Below are 16428 nucleotides of genomic sequence, written 5' to 3'. Positions count from 1 at the left end.
ACACGGTATCTCAGGCGCCGGGCGGCCGCTCCTCGCGGCCTTGGCTCACGCCGCTTGCGCGGCGGCGCGCGGTCGCGCTTGCCACCCTGCGGGTGGAGGGGGATCGCCTCCGGTGGCGGGAGGGGCATGACGGCCGGTATCAGCGTTCCGCCGCCAGCCCCTTCAGCGACAGCAGGCCGCCGGCGGCTGCCTGCTTGATGGTGTCCAGCGCCCGGTCCAGTTCATCGGCGCGCTCGCGCAGGTCGCGCAGTTCGTCCAGTTCCTGGCGGCTGGGCGGGTTCTTGGCCTGGGCCATGGCCAGCGCAGTGCCGACATAGCGCGCCCGGTAGGTGCTCACCTGCCGCGCCAGGTCGATCAGTTCGCGCGGGTCGACCTCGCCGACGAAGCGACGGTAGAGGCTGCGCGCCTCCTCGTTCACCACCCCATCCATGTGCTGGATGAACTGCGGTGCCGTGACGTAGCCGCTGGCCAGCAGGGCCTCCAGCGCCGGGCTGGGCGTGCGCCGGCGGCTGTCGCGGATGTCGTCGTCGTCCATGCGGGCGAAATCCCTCTGTCGAAACTCGCCCCACTGTGGCGCAAGGCCGCCGGCTCTGCAACGTCCGGCGGCACCGGCACCCGCTGCCGTCAGGCGTCAGCCGCGCACGCGGTCGAGCGTCAGCCCGGCCTTGCGGCGGCGCACCTCGGCCGCCACCTCGCGGTCGACCACCATCTTGCCGATGGGGAACAGGCTGATGTGGGCCAGCTTCAGGTGCTGCCACGCGAAGGGGATGCCGATGATGGTCAGGCCAAGGGCGATGGCCGCCATCACATGGCCGATGGCCAGCCAGATGCCGGCCAGCACGAACCACACGATGTTGCCGACCGTGCCCAGCGTCCCGGTGCCGATGTCCTCCCGCCCCGTCACGTCGGCGCGGTCCATGGCTTCGCGGCCGAACGGCCAGAAGGTGAACAGGGCTATGGTGACGCAGGCCCGCGCCCACGGCAGCCCGACGATGGTGACGGCCATGATCAGCGCCGCCAGCAGCCACACCAGACCGGCGATGATGCCGGGGCCGAAGATCAACCACAGAATGTTGAGAATGAGGCTCATGGCTCCGTCCGCCTGCCGAGGATGTTGCCAGCATATGGGGCGGCCGGCGGGCGTCGTCACGATCCCCCGTGACCGCCGCCGCCGCCTGTGCTAGCGATCAGGCAGATCCTGCACGGAGTTGCCTGTCGTGTCGCGTATCCAGTTGATGAAAGTGGCCGCCGCCGTGGCGGCGGTGTTGGCGGTGGCGCTGCTCGCCCGCTTCCTGATGGTGGAACCGCGCGGCGCCTCGCTCATGTGCGCCAGCGAGCAGGCGGCCTGGTGGTGCCCGCTGCGCAGCGCCCTGGTGCCGGTCTTCCAGTGGTATGTGTTCGGCATCGTCAGCGTCGTCGCCGGGCTGGTCGGCCTGGTGTTCGGCGGCCGCGCCTGGGGCGTCGCCGCCCTGTGCGCCGGCGCCGCCGGGCTCGTGCTCTACAATGCCGAGCCGGCGGCGGTCGGGTTCGTGCTGGGCCTGATCGTCGTCACGCGGCAGCGGGAGCCGTCGCGCCGGCGCGGCCGAAAGCTCCGCTGAGCAGGGTCGGCGCCGCCAGCAGCAGCGCCGTCGCCGCCCACATCCAGGCGTGGGTGTTGAGCGGCCCTTCGTTGGCCAGCACGCCGAGGCCGGTCACCGCCAGCAGCAGCGCCACCGCCCGCCGCTCCGCCGGCTGCTTTTCCAGCGGCACCAGGGCGCACAGCACCGCCGGGATGAGGAACATGCTCACCGGCAGGTCGCGGTAGCGGCTGTTGAACACCAGGCCGAGGCTCGCCACCGCCATGGCGCAGGTGGACAGAAAGCCGAGGTCAGCCGCCCGCAGCCGGCACGGCAGCCCCGCCGCCAGCCGCAGGCCGGCGCCGGCGATGACCACGCTGGCCGCCAGCCACCCCAGGTTCACCGCCCATTCGGTCCAGCCGCGGCTGGCGTCGAGGGCGTGCCACACCTGCAGCACCAGCACGCAGCCGGCAAAGGCGCCACCCGCCGCCAGCACGCCGAGGCCCGCCGCGCCCGGCCGCTCGCGCCGCACCAGGGTGGCCAGCAGCGGCAGCAGGCCGAAGGCGATGCCGCCCGCCAGCCACAGCAGGGCATCGGGCCGTTCCACCACCGGGCCGGCGACGCTCGCCTTGACGCCGCGCTCGGCATCGAACATGCCCCAGGCGCCACCGACGGTGCCCTCCAGCGCCCGCTTCCACGGCTGGTCGAAGGCCTCGATCAGGTTGTAGGCGGCGCCGGTGTCGTGGGCGGCGGTGAGGATGCCGCGGATGAACAGCGCCTGATTGACCAGCGACGGCTCGGCATCCTCGCGGCGACGGCCTTCCGACGGCCAGCCGGTTTCACCGATCAGGATGGGCTTGGGGGCGAACTGCCGCGTCACGTCGGCCCACACCGCCATCACGTGCGCCACCGCCTCTTCCACCGTGGTGGGGTCGTCCTCCCAGTAGGGCAGGATGTGGACGGTGACGAAATCCACCGCCTCGGCCAGTTCCGGGTGTTCGGTCCAGAACTCCCACACGTCGGCATAGGTCACCGGCACCGGATGATGTAGCGCCGCCTTCACCTCGCCGACGTAGCGGGCCAGGGTGGCGGCCGTCTGCTCGCCGCGCAGCAGCACCTCGTTGCCGATGATGAGGCCCTTCAGCGCCTCCGGGTGGGCGTTGGCGACGGCGATGAGGCGGTCCAGTTCCTTGCGGTTGTCCTCCTCCTTGCGGCCGATCCAGGCGCCGGCATAGACGCCGAGGCCGTGGCGGTGGGCGATCTCCGCCACCTTGTCGAGCCCCTGGCCGGTGGCGTAGGTGCGCACGCAGCGGGTGAAGGTGGCCAGCACCGCCATGTCTTCCTCGATCTGCGCCGGCGGCACCACCAGCGTCTCGTCGAAGGGGGTCTGGTGCTTGTTGTAGGGGGCGTAGGAAACGCAGGCGACCTTCCCGTCCGGCCCGTCGGGAACCGGCACCGGGCGGGCCCGGCTGGCGATGAAGGCGACGGCGAGGACCGCACACACGGCGGTCACGAGCAGCGCAAGGCGGCGGCCCATGATGGATCTTCACCCGAAGAAATGGAGGACGACAGAGCGAAGCTCTACGCCCAAATCGTCGCCTTCGCCAGCGGATTTTGCACTGCGGCAACCGGGCAGCAACGGCTCGCGCGGATATGACGGAACCGTTATACTCCCGCGCGGGGGCGGCTGCCGGAGCATATACGTTGTTGCAGCCCCGCACCCGCTTGGACGCCTGTGTCGCCTCCGCCGATAGGGGTAGTCTGCGAGACCAAGGGAGCGCGCCGGCTGCGGCCGCCGACGGGATGGAGCGACAGCGCACAGATGGCCCACATGGACGGCAGCGGCCGGCCGCGGCTGAGCGACCGGCTGGACTGGTCCCCTGCCACGGACCCGGAAGCGGTGGTGACCCGGCCGATGACCCCGCCGGCCGCGCCGCCGCGCCGTGGCCTGTTCGGGCGGCTGCAGGCGCGCCTGCTGCTGGTGCTGCTGCTGGCGGCGCTGCCGGTGTTCGGGCTGGAGGTGTGGCGCGGCCTTGCCCTGCGCGAGGACGCCATCGCCCGCGCCGAACGGGATGCCCTGTCGCTCGCCCGTACCCTGGCCGCCCAGCACCGCCTGCTGGTGGAGGAAGGCCGCCGCGGCCTCGCCCTGCTGGCGGCGGCGCCGGCGGTGGTGGAAGGCGTGCCGTCGTGCGGTGACAGCCTGAGCGGCACCGCCGCCCGTCTGGGCGTCGTCACCGGCGTCTCGCTCATCCGCCCCGACCTCATGGCCCTGTGCAGCGCCGGCACCAGCGCGCCGAGTCCCGAACTGGCCAGCACCGTCGCCCACGAGGCACTGCAGAGCGGCCGCTTCGCCACCGGCGAGGTGATCCAGCCCGGCCTGCGGGCGCGGCCGGTGCTGCCGGTGGCGCAGCCGGTGCTCGACCCGCTGGGCGAGCCGCGCACGGTGCTTGCCGCCACCCTCGACCTGCTGTGGTACAGCCCGCGTCTGGCCGAACTGCTGCCCGACCGCACCGACGTGCTCATCCTGTCCGACCGCACCGGCCGCATCATCACCACCGTGCCGGAACAGCCGCAGCTGACCGGCCGCCCGCTGAGCGAAGGCACCGCCATCGCCGCCGCCGGCGAGGCCGGCGAGACGGTGCTGCGCGACGCCGACTTCGACGGCCGGCCGGTGATCCTGGCCTTCGCCGGGCACGAGGGCGGCCTGTCCATCGCCGTCGCCGTCGACCGCGAGCGGGCGCTCGGCAGCGCCAGCACCGCCCTGGCCCGCGGCCTCGGCCTGCTGACGCTGGTGTTCGCCCTCGGCGTCATCGGCGCCGGCTTTGCCGCCAAGGCCATGGTGGTGGTGCCGGTGCGGCGGCTGGAGAAGGCCACCCGCAACCTCATCCGCGGCGACTTCGCGCAGCGACTCGGCCCGCCCTACGGCGGCACCCAGGAACTGGCGGAACTGTCCCGCGCCTTCGACCAGCTGACGGAACGGCTGGCCAGCCGCGAGGCGGCGCTTATCACCAGCGAGACCCAGCTGTCGGTCAAGCGCCAGAGCGAGGAACGCTACCGCGCCCTGGTGGAACTGGCGCCGGAAGCCATCGTGGTGCAGGCGCGCGGCGCCATCCTCTACGCCAACTCCAAGGCGGTGAGCCTGTTCGGCGCCGGCCGGCTGGAAGACCTGCTGGCGCGGCCGCTGCTCGACATCGTCCATGCCGAGGACCGCGATGCCGCCCGCCAGGGCATCGTCGACGCCCGCACCGACGGCGCCGTCACCCTGTTCGAGCTGCGCCTGGCGCGCCTGGACGGGCGGCCGTTCTATGCCGAGGTGGTGGTCGGCCCCATGGGCTACGGCGGCCGCATCGCCACCCACCTGATGATCCGCGACGTCACCGACAGCCGCGACGCCCGCGAGCGCCTGCGCGAGAGCGAGGAACGCTACCGCGCCCTGGTGGAAACCTCGCCCGACATGGTGCTGGCCCACGACCACGGCCGCGTGGTGTTCGCCAACCGCCGCGCCGCCGAACTGTTCGGCGAGGCCGATCCGGCCGCCCTGGTGGGGCGTTCGCTGGTCGATGTGGTGGTGCCGGAACAGCAGTCGCTGGCCGAGTCGCGGGTGGCCTCGTTCTACGCCGACCCGCGCCCGCTGGAACGGGTGGAAATGCGCCTGCTGCGGCCCGACGGCCGCCAGATGGTGGTGGAAGTGGTGTCCGCCCCCATCACCTTCGGCGGCCGGCTGTGCATCCACACCGTTCTGCGCGACGTCACCCTGCGGCGGGCGGAACAGGCCAGCGTCGCCCAGTCGGCCAAGCTGGCGACGCTCGGCGAGCTGGCGGCGGGCATGGCGCACGAACTGGCCCAGCCCATGAACATCATCCGCATGGCGGCGGAAGCGGCGCTGCTGCGCCTCGGCCCCGATGCTCCCGCCGCCGCCGCGACGACGCCGGCAGCGCCGGCGGCCAAGGGCGCCGGCGGCACTGCCGAAACCGACGTGCGCAAGCGGTTCGAGCTGATCGCCGGCCAGGCCGGGCGCATGGGCGAGATCATCGACCACATGCGCATCTTCACCCGCCGCGACGACGGGCCGGAGGAACTGTTCGATGCCGCCGGGGCGGTGCGGGCGGCGCTCACCCTGGTCGACCATACCCTGGCCGGCGACGGCATCGCCGTGCATACCGACCTGCCGCCGGCCGGCCTTGCCTGCGTGCGCGGCCGCGCGGTGCAGCTGGAACAGGTGGTGCTCAACCTGCTCACCAACGCCCGCGACGCGGTGCTGGAGCGCCGCACCCGCGGCGCCCTGCCGCCCGGCTGGCGGCCGACCATCGCCCTCGGCTGCCGGGTGGACGGCGGCGAGGTGATCATCTCGGTCGAGGATACCGGCAGCGGCATCCCGCTCGACGTGCTGCCGCGGCTGTTCGAACCCTTCTACACCACCAAGCCGGCGGGCGTCGGCACCGGCCTCGGCCTGTCCATCAGCGACGGCCTGCTGCGCGCCATGGGCGGACGCATCACGGTGGAGCCGCGGCCGGCCGGGTCGGGCGCCCGCTTCGTGGTCACCCTGCCCCACGTCGGCAGCGAGTGCGCCATCTGCGCCGAGCCGCCCGCCGCCGTGGCCGCCGCCGGCCGCCCGCTGCCGCGCCCGGCGGTGCCGCTGCTGCCCGGCGACGACGAGGACGACGACGAGGAAGCCTCCGCCCTGGTGCCCCACGTGCTGGTGGCCGACGACGAGCGCGAGGCGGCGGTGCTGATGGCCGACTACCTGCGCGCCTGCGGCTATCGCGTCACCATCGCCCGCGACGGCGAGGAAGCGACGGACGCCTTCATGCGCGACCCCGCCGACGTGCTGGTGACCGACCTGCGCATGCCGCGCTGCGACGGCCGCAACCTTATCGTGCGGCTGCGCGCCCATGTGCCCGACCTGCCGGTGATCGTCGTCACCGGCCATGTGGGCGAGCAGGAGGCCCGCACCCTGCAGGCCGACGACGACGTGGCGGCGGTGCTGCGCAAGCCGGTCAGCCTGCGCCGCGTGGCCGACCTGGTGGAGGAGCTGTTCGCCACCGAGGCCTGACCCGGCACAGGCCAGGGCAGACCATTGCCGCCGATTCGCGCTCCTTGCGCCGGAGAGCCCCCAGACCCTATAGTGGCAGGCGTTACCCATTCGGGGGCGGTGCGGGGTTTACAATGAAAGTGTTGCTTGCCGACGACCATACCCTGGTGCGCCAGGGGCTGATGCCGTTCATCGGCATGCTGGCGCCCGATGTCGCCATTGTCGAAGCGGATACGCTGGACGAGGCGCTGGTCAAGGCGCAGGCAGAACAGCCGCTGGACCTCGTGCTGCTCGACCTCAACATGCCCGGCATGAACCGGCTGGAAGGCCTCGGCCGCCTGCGGCAGGCGCTGCCGTCGACGCCGGTGGTGATCCTGACCGGGTCGGTGGAAGCCGACGACGTGCACGAGGCCGCCGAGGCCGGTGCCGCCGGCTACATCCCGAAGACCCTGAATTCCACCGCCATGGTCAATGCCCTGCGGCTGGTGCTGTCGGGGGAACGCTATTTCCCGTCCTTCGCCTTCCAGCCCAAGCGGCCGGTCGAACCGGCACCGCCGCCGGCGACGACGGCAGCCAGCGACAACCCGCTGTGCCGCCTGGACGAGCGCGAGCGGCAGATCGTCGGCATGATGGTCGACGGCGCCACCAACAAGGTGATCGCGCGCGAAATGGGCCTGCAGGAAGTGACCATCAAGGTCCACACGCGGAAGATCTACCGCAAGCTGGGCGCCGCCAACCGCAGCCAGGCCATCCGCATCATCATGGAAAGCGGCTGGGCCGGGCAGTCCGCCGCCAGCTGAGGCGGCCTCCGCAGCCCATCATCGCCCATCGGCGACTATCGTCCCCGCCCCAAAAAGGGAGAGCGGGCTCCCGGAGGGGTCCAGGAGCCCGCTGTCAATCCATTCCCGTGTTCGGTCGGCCCTAGGGGGCGAGTGGGGGCGGCCCCCTATGTGCGGTGTGGGGTGCGGCGGGAGCGACCGGTCCGGGAAGGACCATGGGTGAACAATACCATCCGCCCCGGCGCCCGGCAGGTGGGGAAAGGTTGACCGTCGCGCCCGGAAGCATACGGCCGCATCAACCTAGGTATAAACTCGCCTCAGCCGCTTGAAAGCGCACTGCAAACACCCACAACCGCACGAGTGAACAGCCCCTCCAGCGGGTCCTGGGCGAGCCCCCAGTCCTGCTTCACCGCCACGAACCGTTGGGTATAGGCGCAGCGCGCCGCCCACAGCGGCGGCATCCAGGCCAGCGGGTCGCCGTCGCCCTTGCTGCGGTTGGCGGAGGCCGACACCGCCAGCAGGTTGCCGCCATCGTTGGCGAAGGCGGCGCGGCGGCCGGCATCCCAGGCGTCGGCGCCGCTGCGGTGAGCCTCCTTCAGCGGCACCAGATGATCGATGTCGAGGGTGGCCGGATCGGTGAACACCTCGCCGGTGTAGGGGTCGCGCCAGCGGCCGGCTACGACGCGGCAGCCGGCGTCGTCCCAGCGCACCGGCTGCAGGCTGTCGCGGGCGAGGATCTCGTGGCGGGTGTCGCGGCAGTTGCCGTCCAGGTCGAGCCAATGGGCATAGAGGTCGCGGCCATAGGGCTGCGCCAGCGGCCGCATCAGCTCCGTCTCGCGCCCTTCCAGGATGGCGGCGCCCAGGGCCAGCAGCAGCAGCAGCCAGCGCAGCGGGCGCGGCAGCCGCGACCACGGCAGGCGGGACCACGGCATGCGGCCGGCGGAACGGCGACCTCCGCGACGGCCGGGGCCGCGCGGGCGTCGGGACGGACGGGCAACGGCCATGACCCCCTCGCACCGGGCCGCCACGGCAGCGGCGACGGCCGGCGGCGGCGGGACTGACGGACCCGGCGCCCCCTCTCGGGCGGCGCCGGTGCCGCACTATCCCCGTCGCCTCCGGCGCGGTCAACACCCGCGGGGTGGTCAGAGAAGCTCCACCTGCTGCGCCATGGGGCCCTTCTTGCCCATGCGGGTCTGCAGCCGCACCCGCTGGCCGCTGTCGAGCAGAGCGACGCCGGAGCGCTGCAGGGCGCCGATGCCGACGAACACGTCCTTGCCGCCGGCATCCGGGGTGACGAAGCCGAACCCCTTGTCGGGGCTGAAGAACTTCACCACGCCTTCGACCGTGTCGGCAAAGCCGCCGCCACCGCCGCCGCCGGCCCGGTCACCGCCGAAGCCGCCGGCCGGGAAGGCCTCGGCGGAGGAAGCGTCGATGGAGTCGATGGCCGCCACCTGCGGCCCCTTCGGCCCCAGTTCGACATCGCACACCAGGGTGGTGCCGGGGGCGACATCGCGCAGGCCGGCGCGCTCGACCACCGAAATGTGGAGGAAAGCATCGGGGGTGCCATCGGTGAAGGCGACGAAGCCGAAGCCTTTGGTGGCATTGAACCACTTCACGGTGGCGGTGACCCCGGACTGAACAGGCCCCATGGGCCGCGACGTGCGAGACTGGATCACGGGCAAGATACCTTAGATGAAAGACCACAACAGGAAAGACCACACCCAGGATTGCCCGATTCGTATTCCCCCACAAGCAATTCAATACGGCAGCCCGGTTAAGACTTCGGTTGTACTGACCCGCCCTCTGATCTTCCTTCATCGGTAGGGAGAAATCAGTCCCGGTCCTTTTCCCTGCCCTTTCCCACTGCACTTGCGACGGAGGACGAACGGACATTCCGCCCCAGGCAACAACCGACTCGCGGCCTCCGTTCCACCGCTGCGTTCATCGCCACTCTCGGCTAGACTGTCGCCCCGACACGTGAACGCCAGGAGGTCTTGTCCATGGGGGTTCGTCGCCTGCTCGACGATTGCTGCGGTGCCGCCAAGCGGCTGATGCCGCTGGACGAAGCGCTGGCGGTCATCGACCGCGATCTGGTCGCCGTCACCGATGTGGAGGCCGCCCCCCTGTGGGCGGCGCTCGGCCGGGTGCTGGCGCGCGACGTGGTGTCGGCGGTCGACCTGCCGCCGGCCACCAACTCGGCCATGGACGGCTATGCCCTGGCCGCCGCCGACGTCGCCGGCCCCGACGGCGGCGAGACGGTGCTGCCGGTCACCGGCCGCCAGGCCGCCGGGCGGCCGCTGGAGGGCGAGGCGCGGCCGGGGGCGGCGGTGCGCATCTTCACCGGCGCCCCCATGCCGGCCGGCTGCGACGCCGTGGTGATGCAGGAAGAGGTGACGCTGCAGGCCGACGGCCGGGTGGTCATTCCGCCGGGGGTGAAGCCGGGCCGCAACGTGCGCCGCGCTGGCGAGGACGTCGCCGCCGGCGCCGTGGTGCTGCGCGCCGGCACCCGCCTGCGGCCGCAGGACATCGCCATGGCCGCCGCCGCCGGCTGCGCCGGCCGCCCCGTCAGCCGGCCGCTGCGGGTCGCGCTGTTCTCCACCGGCGACGAGCTGCACGAGCCGGGCACGCCGCTGCCCGCCGGCGGCATCTACGACAGCAACCGCCACGCCCTGCGGGCCATGCTCGCCGGCCTGCCGGTGACGGTGACCGACCTCGGCCGGCTGATGGACGATCCCGCCGCCGTGCGCCGCGCCCTGGAGGCGGCGGCGCTCGACCACGACGTGGTGATGACCACCGGCGGCGTCTCGGTCGGCGAGGAAGATCATGTGCGGCAGGCGGTGGAGGCCCAGGGCGCCATCACCTTCTGGCGCCTGAACATCAAGCCGGGCAAGCCGGTCGCCCTCGGCCGCGTCGGCGAGACGGTGTTCCTGGGCCTGCCGGGCAACCCGGTGGCGACGGCGGTGACCTTCCTGCTGGTGGCGCGGCCGATCCTGCTGCGGCTGGCCGGCGCCGCCGACATCCGCCTGCGCCGCTTCCAGGTGCCGGCCGGGTTCTCCTACGTGAAGAAGGAAGGCCGGCGGGAGTTCATCCGCGTGCGGCTGGAAACCCGGCCCGACGGCAGCACCCTCGCCCGCCTGGACCGCGGCCAGGGCTCGCACATGATCAGCTCGCTGGTGGACTCCCACGCCCTGGCCGAACTGGCGGAAGACAGCCCCGGCGTGACCGAAGGCGAATCGCTGACGATCATCCCCTTCCCCGACACCATGGCGGGCTGAGGCGGGGGCTCGCCGCACCGGCTTTTTGAACCACCAAGACTCCAAGACACCAAGAGGGCCGTCCCCTGCGGCGACGATGGCGCAGGGAACAGCCCTCTTGGTGTCTTTGTGACTTGGTGGTGAGACTCTTCCCGCCCTTAGTGGCGGGGCCGCATGGTGCGCTGGATGCTGTCGCCGACGAAGCGGGCGATGGCGAAGCAGGCGCCGAAGGTGACGATGAGGCCGAGCACCACTTCCCACAGGTTGCCCGACAGCCAGCGGCCGGCGTCACCCTTGATGACCATCATCTCGATCACCAGCCAGATCGCGATGGGGGCGATCATGAAGATCGGCAGCAGAATCGGCAGAAAACGCATGGCCCGAACCCTTTCGGCGGCTGTGGAACCTTCTGCCGTCGAGCCTAGGCGCGGATGCCGGGGCGCCCCATGACAATCCGCAATCGCCGCAAAATTATCCTGCCCCTCAGTCGCCCACCACCGCCGAGGCCAGCTTGTCGGGCGACTGCTTGGCGTCCTTCTTCAGCCGGGCGATGAGGGCGCTGAGATCGTCGATGGAGCCCGCCCCATGCCCCGCCGGCAGCACCACCAGCGCGGCGGAGGCGGTGAGCAGCGGCATGTGGCGCACCTCGCCCTCGCGGTTGCGGGCGACGATGTAACCCAGGCGCCGCGCCTCCTCGTCATAGAAACTTTCGACATCGCGGCGGAAGCGCTCCACCGCCGCCCGCACCAGCCGCTCCGCCTCGGCGGGGGCGAAGTTGCGGAAGGCGGCAAAGAAGTCGTCGCCGCCCACGTGGCCGATGAACACGTCCTGGTTCGGCAGGTCGCTGCGCAGGATGTCGGCGAACAGGGTGATGGCGCGGTCGCCCTGGCGGAAGCCGTACTTGTCGTTGAACGGCTTGAAGTTGTCGAAGTCGATGTAGGCGACGACGAACGACGCCTCGGTCTCGGCCAGGGCGTCGCCCAGGTATTCGTTGATCAGGTTGTTGCCGGCCAGCTTGGTCAGCGGGTTCTGGTCGCGCGCCAGGGCCAGGTTCTTGTCGGAGATCACCCGCAGCAGCGACCGCGCCGACAGGAAGCCGACGTAGCGGTTGTCCTCGACGATGATGATGCCCTCGCTCTCCTCCTTGGCGGCGGAGAACACCTCCAGGATCGTCTCGGCGCGGGTGTTGATGTCCGCCACCGGGCACTTCCACACGAAGTCCTTCAGCTTGCGGCCGAGGGCCTTGTTGCTCATCAGCTCCTTGCCGTAGAGCGAGTAGGTATAGTCCTTGAGGTCCAGCTCGCGGATGATGCCGAGCGGCTCGCCATGCTCGTCCACCACCGGGAAGAAGGTGGAGGTCTTGGCCTGGCGGAAGCGTTCGAACACCGCCGTCATGTCGACGCCGTAGACGATGGGCGCGATGGGCTCGATCCACTGGGCGATCAGCTTCTGGTCGCCGCCGCCGTGACGGCGGTCGGCCGCCGCCAGTTCGGCAACGTGGCCGTAGACCGGCACCAGGCGGGTGGCCTCCAGCGTCGGCTTCTGCACCAGCCAGCCCTGCACCAGATCGATGCCGATGTCGCGGCAGATGAGGAATTCCTTCTCCGTCTCCACCCCCTCGGCCACCACCAGGATGCCGAGCAGATGGGCGACGTTGACCATGTGGTTGAGGAACAGCTTCTTGCGGCTGTCGGCGGCGATGTCGTCGATGAAGAAGCGGTCGATCTTGATGAATTCCGGCTGCGCGTAGTGCAGCAGCGGCAGGCCGGAGTACCCGTCGCCGAAATCGTCGACGGCGATCTTGCCGCACAGCCGGCGCAGGCTGGCGATGGCGTCGCGCCCGCGCTGCGTGGCATAGACGCGGTCGCGCTCGCTGATCTCGATGATCAGGCTGCTGTCGTTCAGCCCGTGGGCCTGCATGATGGCGTGCAGCAGGCGGTCGAAATGCTCCAGGTGGGCCAGCGTGCGGCCGTCGATGTTGAGGAACAGCTTGATGTCGCGGTGGTGCGGCAGCGCCACCAGCTTGCGCATGGCCTTGTCGGCCAGCAGCGCCTCCATGTCCGCCAGCACGCCGTCGCCGGCGCAGGCATCGAGGAAGGCGGCGATGGAGTCGAAGCCGGCGACGTCGGTGCCGCGCACCAGCGCCTCGTACCCCAGGCAGCGGCCGGTGTGGATGTTGACGATGGGCTGCAGCGCCATGTCCAGCACCAGGGCCGCCGCCAGCCATCGCGGCGGCAGCACCACCGGCGAATCCTTGGCGAACGACGCCTGGTAATGGCTGTCGCGGGTCGGCTGGATCAGCTCGCGCATGGCGCTCTCGGCGTTCAACACCTGCCTCCGGTTCCCGTGGTCGGTGCCTGCGGTCGACGTGTAACGGTCGACACGGACGCGGCCACGGTCTACATCCATCACCGGCGGGCGCAGCGTCAACGCCAGTGCGGCGCGGACATAAAAATTTCATCCGCCGTAGAAATGTCGCCGCTCTCCTGTCGGGCGGCTTTCCCTAGCAATATCAGGATGTTGTACCATGAGCACGCGCACCCGAGGCCGCTCCGCCGCCAGCCGGCGCCCCGCCGCGCCGCGCCCCGCCGTCGAGGTGACGGTGGCCGAGGTGGGTGCGCGCGGCGACGGCCTCGCCACGCTGGAGGGCCGGCCGCTCTACGTGCCGCTGGCCCTGGCCGGGGAACGGGTGCGGGTGCGTCCGGGCGAGGCGCGCGGCGACGGCCGCTCGGCGGTGCTGGAAGCGGTGCTGGAGCCCTCCCCCGCCCGAGTCGCGCCGCCCTGCCCCCACTTCGGCACCTGCGGCGGCTGCCAATTGCAGCACATGGCGCCGGACGCCCTCGCCGCCTGGAAGCGGGATCTGGTGGTGCAGGCGCTCGGCCGCCGTGGCCTGGATGCGGTGCCGGTGTCGGAAACCATCGCCGCGCCACCTTCGCCATGGCCGGGCGCGGCAAGGGGCTGACGCTTGGCTTCAACGCCCGCGCCAGCCACACGGTGGTGGCCATCGACACCTGCCTGCTGCCGGAGCCGGCCCTGTGGGCGCTGGTGGCGCCGCTGCGGCGGCTGCTGGCCGGGCTGCCGACCCCGCCGCGCGGCGGCGACGTGACGGTGACCCTGACCGACAGCGGCGCCGACGTGGTCATCGACCTGACCGACCACCCCGACCTCGCCGGCTGGGAGGCGCTGGCCGCCTTCGCCGCCGAGCACGACCTCGCCCGCCTGTCGCTGCGCGTCGCCGGGGCCTCGCCGGAGGTGGCGGCGGAACGGCGGCCGCCGCTGGTGCGGCTGGGCGACGCCTCGGTGGCGCTGCCGGCCGGCGGCTTCCTGCAGCCCGGCAAGGCCGGCGAGCGGGCCCTGGTCGACCAGGTGCTGGCGGCGGTGGCGACGGCGCCGGCCGGGCCGGTGGCCGACCTGTTCGGCGGCATCGGCACTTTCGCCCTGCCGCTGCTGGCCGCCGGCCGCAGCGTCCATCTGGCGGAAGGGGCGAAGCCGGCAGTGGCAGCAGTGGCGGCGCTCGGCCTGCCCGGCCTCACCGCCGAATGCCGCGACCTGTTCGACCGCCCGCTGGCCGGCAAGGAACTGAAGCGCTTCGCCGCCGTGGTGTTCGATCCGCCGCGGGCCGGCGCCGCCGCCCAGGCCGAGGCCCTGGCCGCCGACGGCCCGCCGCTGGTGGTCGCCGTCTCCTGCGCCCCCGCCACCTTCGCCCGCGACGCCCGCCTGCTGGTGGACGGCGGCTACCGCCTGGACGCGGTGACGCCGGTGGACCAGTTCCCGTGGTCGGCGCATGTGGAGGTGGTGGCCGTCTTCCGCCGCTAATCGCCCCGCCGCCCGAAGCGTTGCTGCACCAGATGCGGCAACCGGAGGGCGGCGCGGCCATGACCTTGCAGGAGTTCCTGACCGACCTGCAGCGCTACATCGGCGATGATGCCGACACCATCACCTGGTGGCAGATGAGCCTGCGGGCCATGCTGCTGTTCCTGTGGGGGCTGGTGCTGGTGCGCATCGGCGGGCGCCGCGCCTTCGGCCGCAACAGCGCCTTCGACATCGTGCTGGCGGTGGTCATCGGCTCCAGCATCAGCCGCGCCATCACCGCCGGGGCGCCCTTCTTCCCCACCATCGTCGCCATGACCGTGCTGGTCGGCCTGCATGCGGTGCTCACCCACCTCAGCTTCCGCTGGCGGCTGGTGGGGGCGCTGGTGAAGGGCCGCGACACGCGGCTGGTGCGCGACGGCGCGCTCGACTGGGAGGCCATGCGCCGCACCGGCATCACCGAGCGCGACCTGCGCGAAGCTGCCCACCGCCGCGGCCTCGCCGGCGTCGACGACATCCGCGATGCCTACATCGAGCGCAGCGGCGACGTCACCGTCATTCCCAAGGACCGGGACGACGCCTGATCCCGCCGACAAAAAAAAGCGCCCCGCAGGCACCGGACCTGCGGGGCGGAGAGGCGGGATCGGGCAGGGAGACCGATCCGGGGCCGTCCTCAGAGCGACCGGCTGATGACCAGTCGCTGGATCTCGCTGGTGCCTTCGTAGATCTGGCAGACGCGGACGTCGCGGTAGATGCGCTCCACCGGGAAGTCGGCCAGGTAGCCATAGCCGCCGTGGATCTGGATGGCGTCTGAACACACCCGCTCCGCCATTTCCGAGGCGAACAGCTTGGCCATGCTGGCTTCCTTCAGGCACGGCAGGCCGGCATCGCGCAGGGACGCGGCGTGCAGCACCATCTGGCGCGCCGCCTCGATCTGCGTCGCCATGTCGGCCAGCTTGAAGGCCACCGCCTGGTGCTCGATGATCGGCTTGCCGAAGGTCTGGCGCTCTCGGGCATAGGCGAGCGCCGCCTCATACGCCGCCCGCGCCATGCCCACCGACTGCGCGGCGATGCCGACGCGGCCGCCTTCCAGGTTGGCGAGGGCGATCTTGTAGCCCTGGCCTTCCTCGCCCAGCATCAGGTCCGCCGGCAGGCGCATGTCCTCGAAGGCGATCTGGCAGGTGTCGGAGGCGTGCTGGCCGAGCTTTTCCTCCACCCGCACCACCTGATAGCCCGGCGTGTTCGTCGGCACGATGAAGGCGCTGATGCCCTTCTTGCCGGCCTCCGGGTCGGTGACGGCGAAGGCGATGACCACGTCGCCCGACTTGCCCGAGGTGATGAACTGCTTGGCGCCGTTCAGCACCCAATGGTCGCCGTCGCGGCGGGCGCGGGTCTTGAGGCCGGAGGCGTCGGAGCCGACGTGCGGCTCGGTCAGGGCGAAGGCGCCCAGCATCTCGCCGCGCGCCAGCGGCTTCAGGAAGCGTTCCTTCTGCGCCTCGGTGCCGTACTTCAGGATGGGGGCGCAGCCGACCGAGTTGTGGACGCTCATGATGGTGGAGACGGCGCCGTCACCGGCGGCAATCTCCTCCAGCGCCAGGACGTAGGAGATGTAGTCCGTGGCGGCGCCGCCCCATTCCTCCGGCACCGTCATGCCCATGAAGCCCAGTTCGCCCATCTCGGCGATGGCTTCCTTGGGGAAGCGGTGCTCCCGGCTCCACTGCTCGGCGAAGGGCTTGAGACGGTCGCGGGCGAAGCTGGCCGCCGTCTCCTGGATCATCTTCTGGTCTTCGGTCAGGATCATGATTGTTGCGCTCCCTTTTTATTTTGCCCTCAGGCGCCGGGCGGGCGCTGACCGCGCCCTTGGCTCCCGCCGCTCGCGCGGCACCGGCGCGGTCGCGCCGGCCGTCCCTGCGGGACGGGGCGTGTCCCTGTTCTACGCTGCCCCTCAGGCGCCGGGCGGGCGCTGACCGCGCCCTTGGCTCCCGCCGCTCGCGCGG

General features: G+C 71.6%; 15 protein-coding genes. 7 read left to right on the top strand and 8 right to left on the bottom strand.

Features of this window, described 5'->3' with window-relative positions:
* Positions 1-139: 139 nt before the first annotated feature.
* Together ABD056_RS21005 and ABD056_RS21000 are read right to left on the bottom strand one after the other, a co-directional pair.
* Positions 140-535, bottom strand: a complete 396-nt coding sequence (locus ABD056_RS21005) for a hypothetical protein (RefSeq protein WP_343869989.1) — start codon at positions 533-535, stop codon at positions 140-142.
* 96 nt (positions 536-631) lie between these two features.
* Positions 632-1090: a YccF domain-containing protein gene (locus ABD056_RS21000; protein WP_343869987.1), complete on the bottom strand. Its 459-nt coding sequence runs from the start codon at positions 1088-1090 to the stop codon at positions 632-634.
* Between the two features lie 127 nt (positions 1091-1217).
* On the opposite strand from ABD056_RS21000, the gene ABD056_RS20995 reads away from it, so the two are divergent.
* Complete coding sequence (locus ABD056_RS20995; protein ID WP_343869985.1) at positions 1218-1598, top strand: hypothetical protein; 381 nt, start codon at positions 1218-1220, stop codon at positions 1596-1598.
* Here ABD056_RS20995 and ABD056_RS20990 read toward each other — a convergent pair.
* Entirely contained in the window at positions 1549-3093 is a 1545-nt protein-coding gene (locus ABD056_RS20990; RefSeq protein WP_343869983.1) for a glycoside hydrolase family 17 protein, read from the bottom strand. The genes ABD056_RS20995 and ABD056_RS20990 overlap by 50 nt on opposite strands.
* Positions 3094-3378: 285 nt before the next feature.
* On the opposite strand from ABD056_RS20990, the gene ABD056_RS20985 reads away from it, so the two are divergent.
* A complete protein-coding gene (locus tag ABD056_RS20985) occupies positions 3379-6609 on the top strand; it encodes a PAS domain S-box protein (protein ID WP_343869981.1) in 3231 nt (1076 codons plus the stop codon).
* Positions 6610-6722: 113 nt separating this feature from the next.
* Positions 6723-7388 carry a response regulator gene (locus tag ABD056_RS20980; RefSeq protein ID WP_343869979.1) on the top strand — a complete coding sequence of 222 codons (666 nt, stop codon included), beginning with the start codon at positions 6723-6725 and terminating at the stop codon, positions 7386-7388.
* 296 nt (positions 7389-7684) lie between these two features.
* Here the strand turns inward: ABD056_RS20980 and ABD056_RS20975 are convergent, their stop codons facing one another.
* Complete coding sequence (locus tag ABD056_RS20975; RefSeq protein ID WP_343869977.1) at positions 7685-8299, bottom strand: HNH endonuclease family protein; 615 nt, start codon at positions 8297-8299, stop codon at positions 7685-7687.
* Between the two features lie 210 nt (positions 8300-8509).
* Entirely contained in the window at positions 8510-8983 is a 474-nt protein-coding gene (locus ABD056_RS20970) for a cold-shock protein (protein WP_343869975.1), read from the bottom strand.
* 384 nt (positions 8984-9367) lie between these two features.
* Here ABD056_RS20970 and moeA point away from each other — a divergent pair, with 384 nt between their 5' ends.
* Positions 9368-10642 (top strand): molybdopterin molybdotransferase MoeA, encoded by a 1275-nt coding sequence (moeA, locus tag ABD056_RS20965; protein WP_343869973.1) that lies wholly within the window; start codon positions 9368-9370, stop codon positions 10640-10642.
* A gap of 137 nt (positions 10643-10779) precedes the next feature.
* Here the strand turns inward: moeA and ABD056_RS20960 are convergent, their stop codons facing one another.
* Both ABD056_RS20960 and ABD056_RS20955 read right to left on the bottom strand, forming a co-directional pair.
* Entirely contained in the window at positions 10780-10998 is a 219-nt protein-coding gene (locus ABD056_RS20960; protein ID WP_343869971.1) for a hypothetical protein, read from the bottom strand.
* A 106-nt stretch (positions 10999-11104) separates the two neighbouring features.
* A complete protein-coding gene (locus tag ABD056_RS20955) occupies positions 11105-12952 on the bottom strand; it encodes a bifunctional diguanylate cyclase/phosphodiesterase (protein ID WP_343869969.1) in 1848 nt (615 codons plus the stop codon).
* A gap of 196 nt (positions 12953-13148) precedes the next feature.
* Between ABD056_RS20955 and ABD056_RS20950 the strand changes: the two genes are divergently transcribed.
* From ABD056_RS20950 to ABD056_RS20940, 3 genes are read left to right on the top strand one after another with little or no spacing between them, the layout of a single operon-like run.
* Complete coding sequence (locus ABD056_RS20950; RefSeq protein ID WP_343869967.1) at positions 13149-13583, top strand: class I SAM-dependent RNA methyltransferase; 435 nt, start codon at positions 13149-13151, stop codon at positions 13581-13583.
* Positions 13559-14437 (top strand): class I SAM-dependent RNA methyltransferase, encoded by an 879-nt coding sequence (locus ABD056_RS20945; protein WP_343869965.1) that lies wholly within the window; start codon positions 13559-13561, stop codon positions 14435-14437. Before ABD056_RS20950 ends, ABD056_RS20945 begins: the two co-directional genes overlap by 25 nt.
* A 59-nt stretch (positions 14438-14496) precedes the next feature.
* Positions 14497-15015, top strand: a complete 519-nt coding sequence (locus ABD056_RS20940) for a DUF421 domain-containing protein (protein WP_343869963.1) — start codon at positions 14497-14499, stop codon at positions 15013-15015.
* Between the two features lie 89 nt (positions 15016-15104).
* Here the strand turns inward: ABD056_RS20940 and ABD056_RS20935 are convergent, their stop codons facing one another.
* A complete protein-coding gene (locus ABD056_RS20935; protein ID WP_343869961.1) occupies positions 15105-16232 on the bottom strand; it encodes an acyl-CoA dehydrogenase family protein in 1128 nt (375 codons plus the stop codon).
* Positions 16233-16428 lie beyond the last annotated feature (196 nt).

It is taken from the genome of Caenispirillum bisanense (genome assembly GCF_039523075.1).
GTDB classification, from domain to species: Bacteria; Pseudomonadota; Alphaproteobacteria; order Rhodospirillales; family Rhodospirillaceae; genus Caenispirillum; species Caenispirillum bisanense.
This window is presented reverse-complemented; position numbering and strand designations above follow the sequence as displayed.

Excerpts from the sequence above, each read along its gene's own strand:
- ABD056_RS20940 (WP_343869963.1), top strand. The coding sequence starts at position 14,497 with ATGACCTTGCAGGAGTTCCTGACCGACCTGCAGCGCTACATCGGCGAT.
- ABD056_RS20935 (WP_343869961.1), bottom strand. The coding sequence starts at position 16,232 with ATGATCCTGACCGAAGACCAGAAGATGATCCAGGAGACGGCGGCCAGC.
- ABD056_RS20960 (WP_343869971.1), bottom strand. The coding sequence starts at position 10,998 with ATGCGTTTTCTGCCGATTCTGCTGCCGATCTTCATGATCGCCCCCATC.
- ABD056_RS20990 (WP_343869983.1), bottom strand. The coding sequence starts at position 3,093 with ATGGGCCGCCGCCTTGCGCTGCTCGTGACCGCCGTGTGTGCGGTCCTC.
- ABD056_RS20980 (WP_343869979.1), top strand. The coding sequence starts at position 6,723 with ATGAAAGTGTTGCTTGCCGACGACCATACCCTGGTGCGCCAGGGGCTG.
- ABD056_RS20950 (WP_343869967.1), top strand. The coding sequence starts at position 13,149 with ATGAGCACGCGCACCCGAGGCCGCTCCGCCGCCAGCCGGCGCCCCGCC.
- ABD056_RS21005 (WP_343869989.1), bottom strand. The coding sequence starts at position 535 with ATGGACGACGACGACATCCGCGACAGCCGCCGGCGCACGCCCAGCCCG.
- ABD056_RS20945 (WP_343869965.1), top strand. The coding sequence starts at position 13,559 with ATGGCCGGGCGCGGCAAGGGGCTGACGCTTGGCTTCAACGCCCGCGCC.
- moeA (WP_343869973.1), top strand. The coding sequence starts at position 9,368 with ATGGGGGTTCGTCGCCTGCTCGACGATTGCTGCGGTGCCGCCAAGCGG.
- ABD056_RS20975 (WP_343869977.1), bottom strand. The coding sequence starts at position 8,299 with ATGCCGTGGTCCCGCCTGCCGTGGTCGCGGCTGCCGCGCCCGCTGCGC.
- ABD056_RS20985 (WP_343869981.1), top strand. The coding sequence starts at position 3,379 with ATGGCCCACATGGACGGCAGCGGCCGGCCGCGGCTGAGCGACCGGCTG.
- ABD056_RS21000 (WP_343869987.1), bottom strand. The coding sequence starts at position 1,090 with ATGAGCCTCATTCTCAACATTCTGTGGTTGATCTTCGGCCCCGGCATC.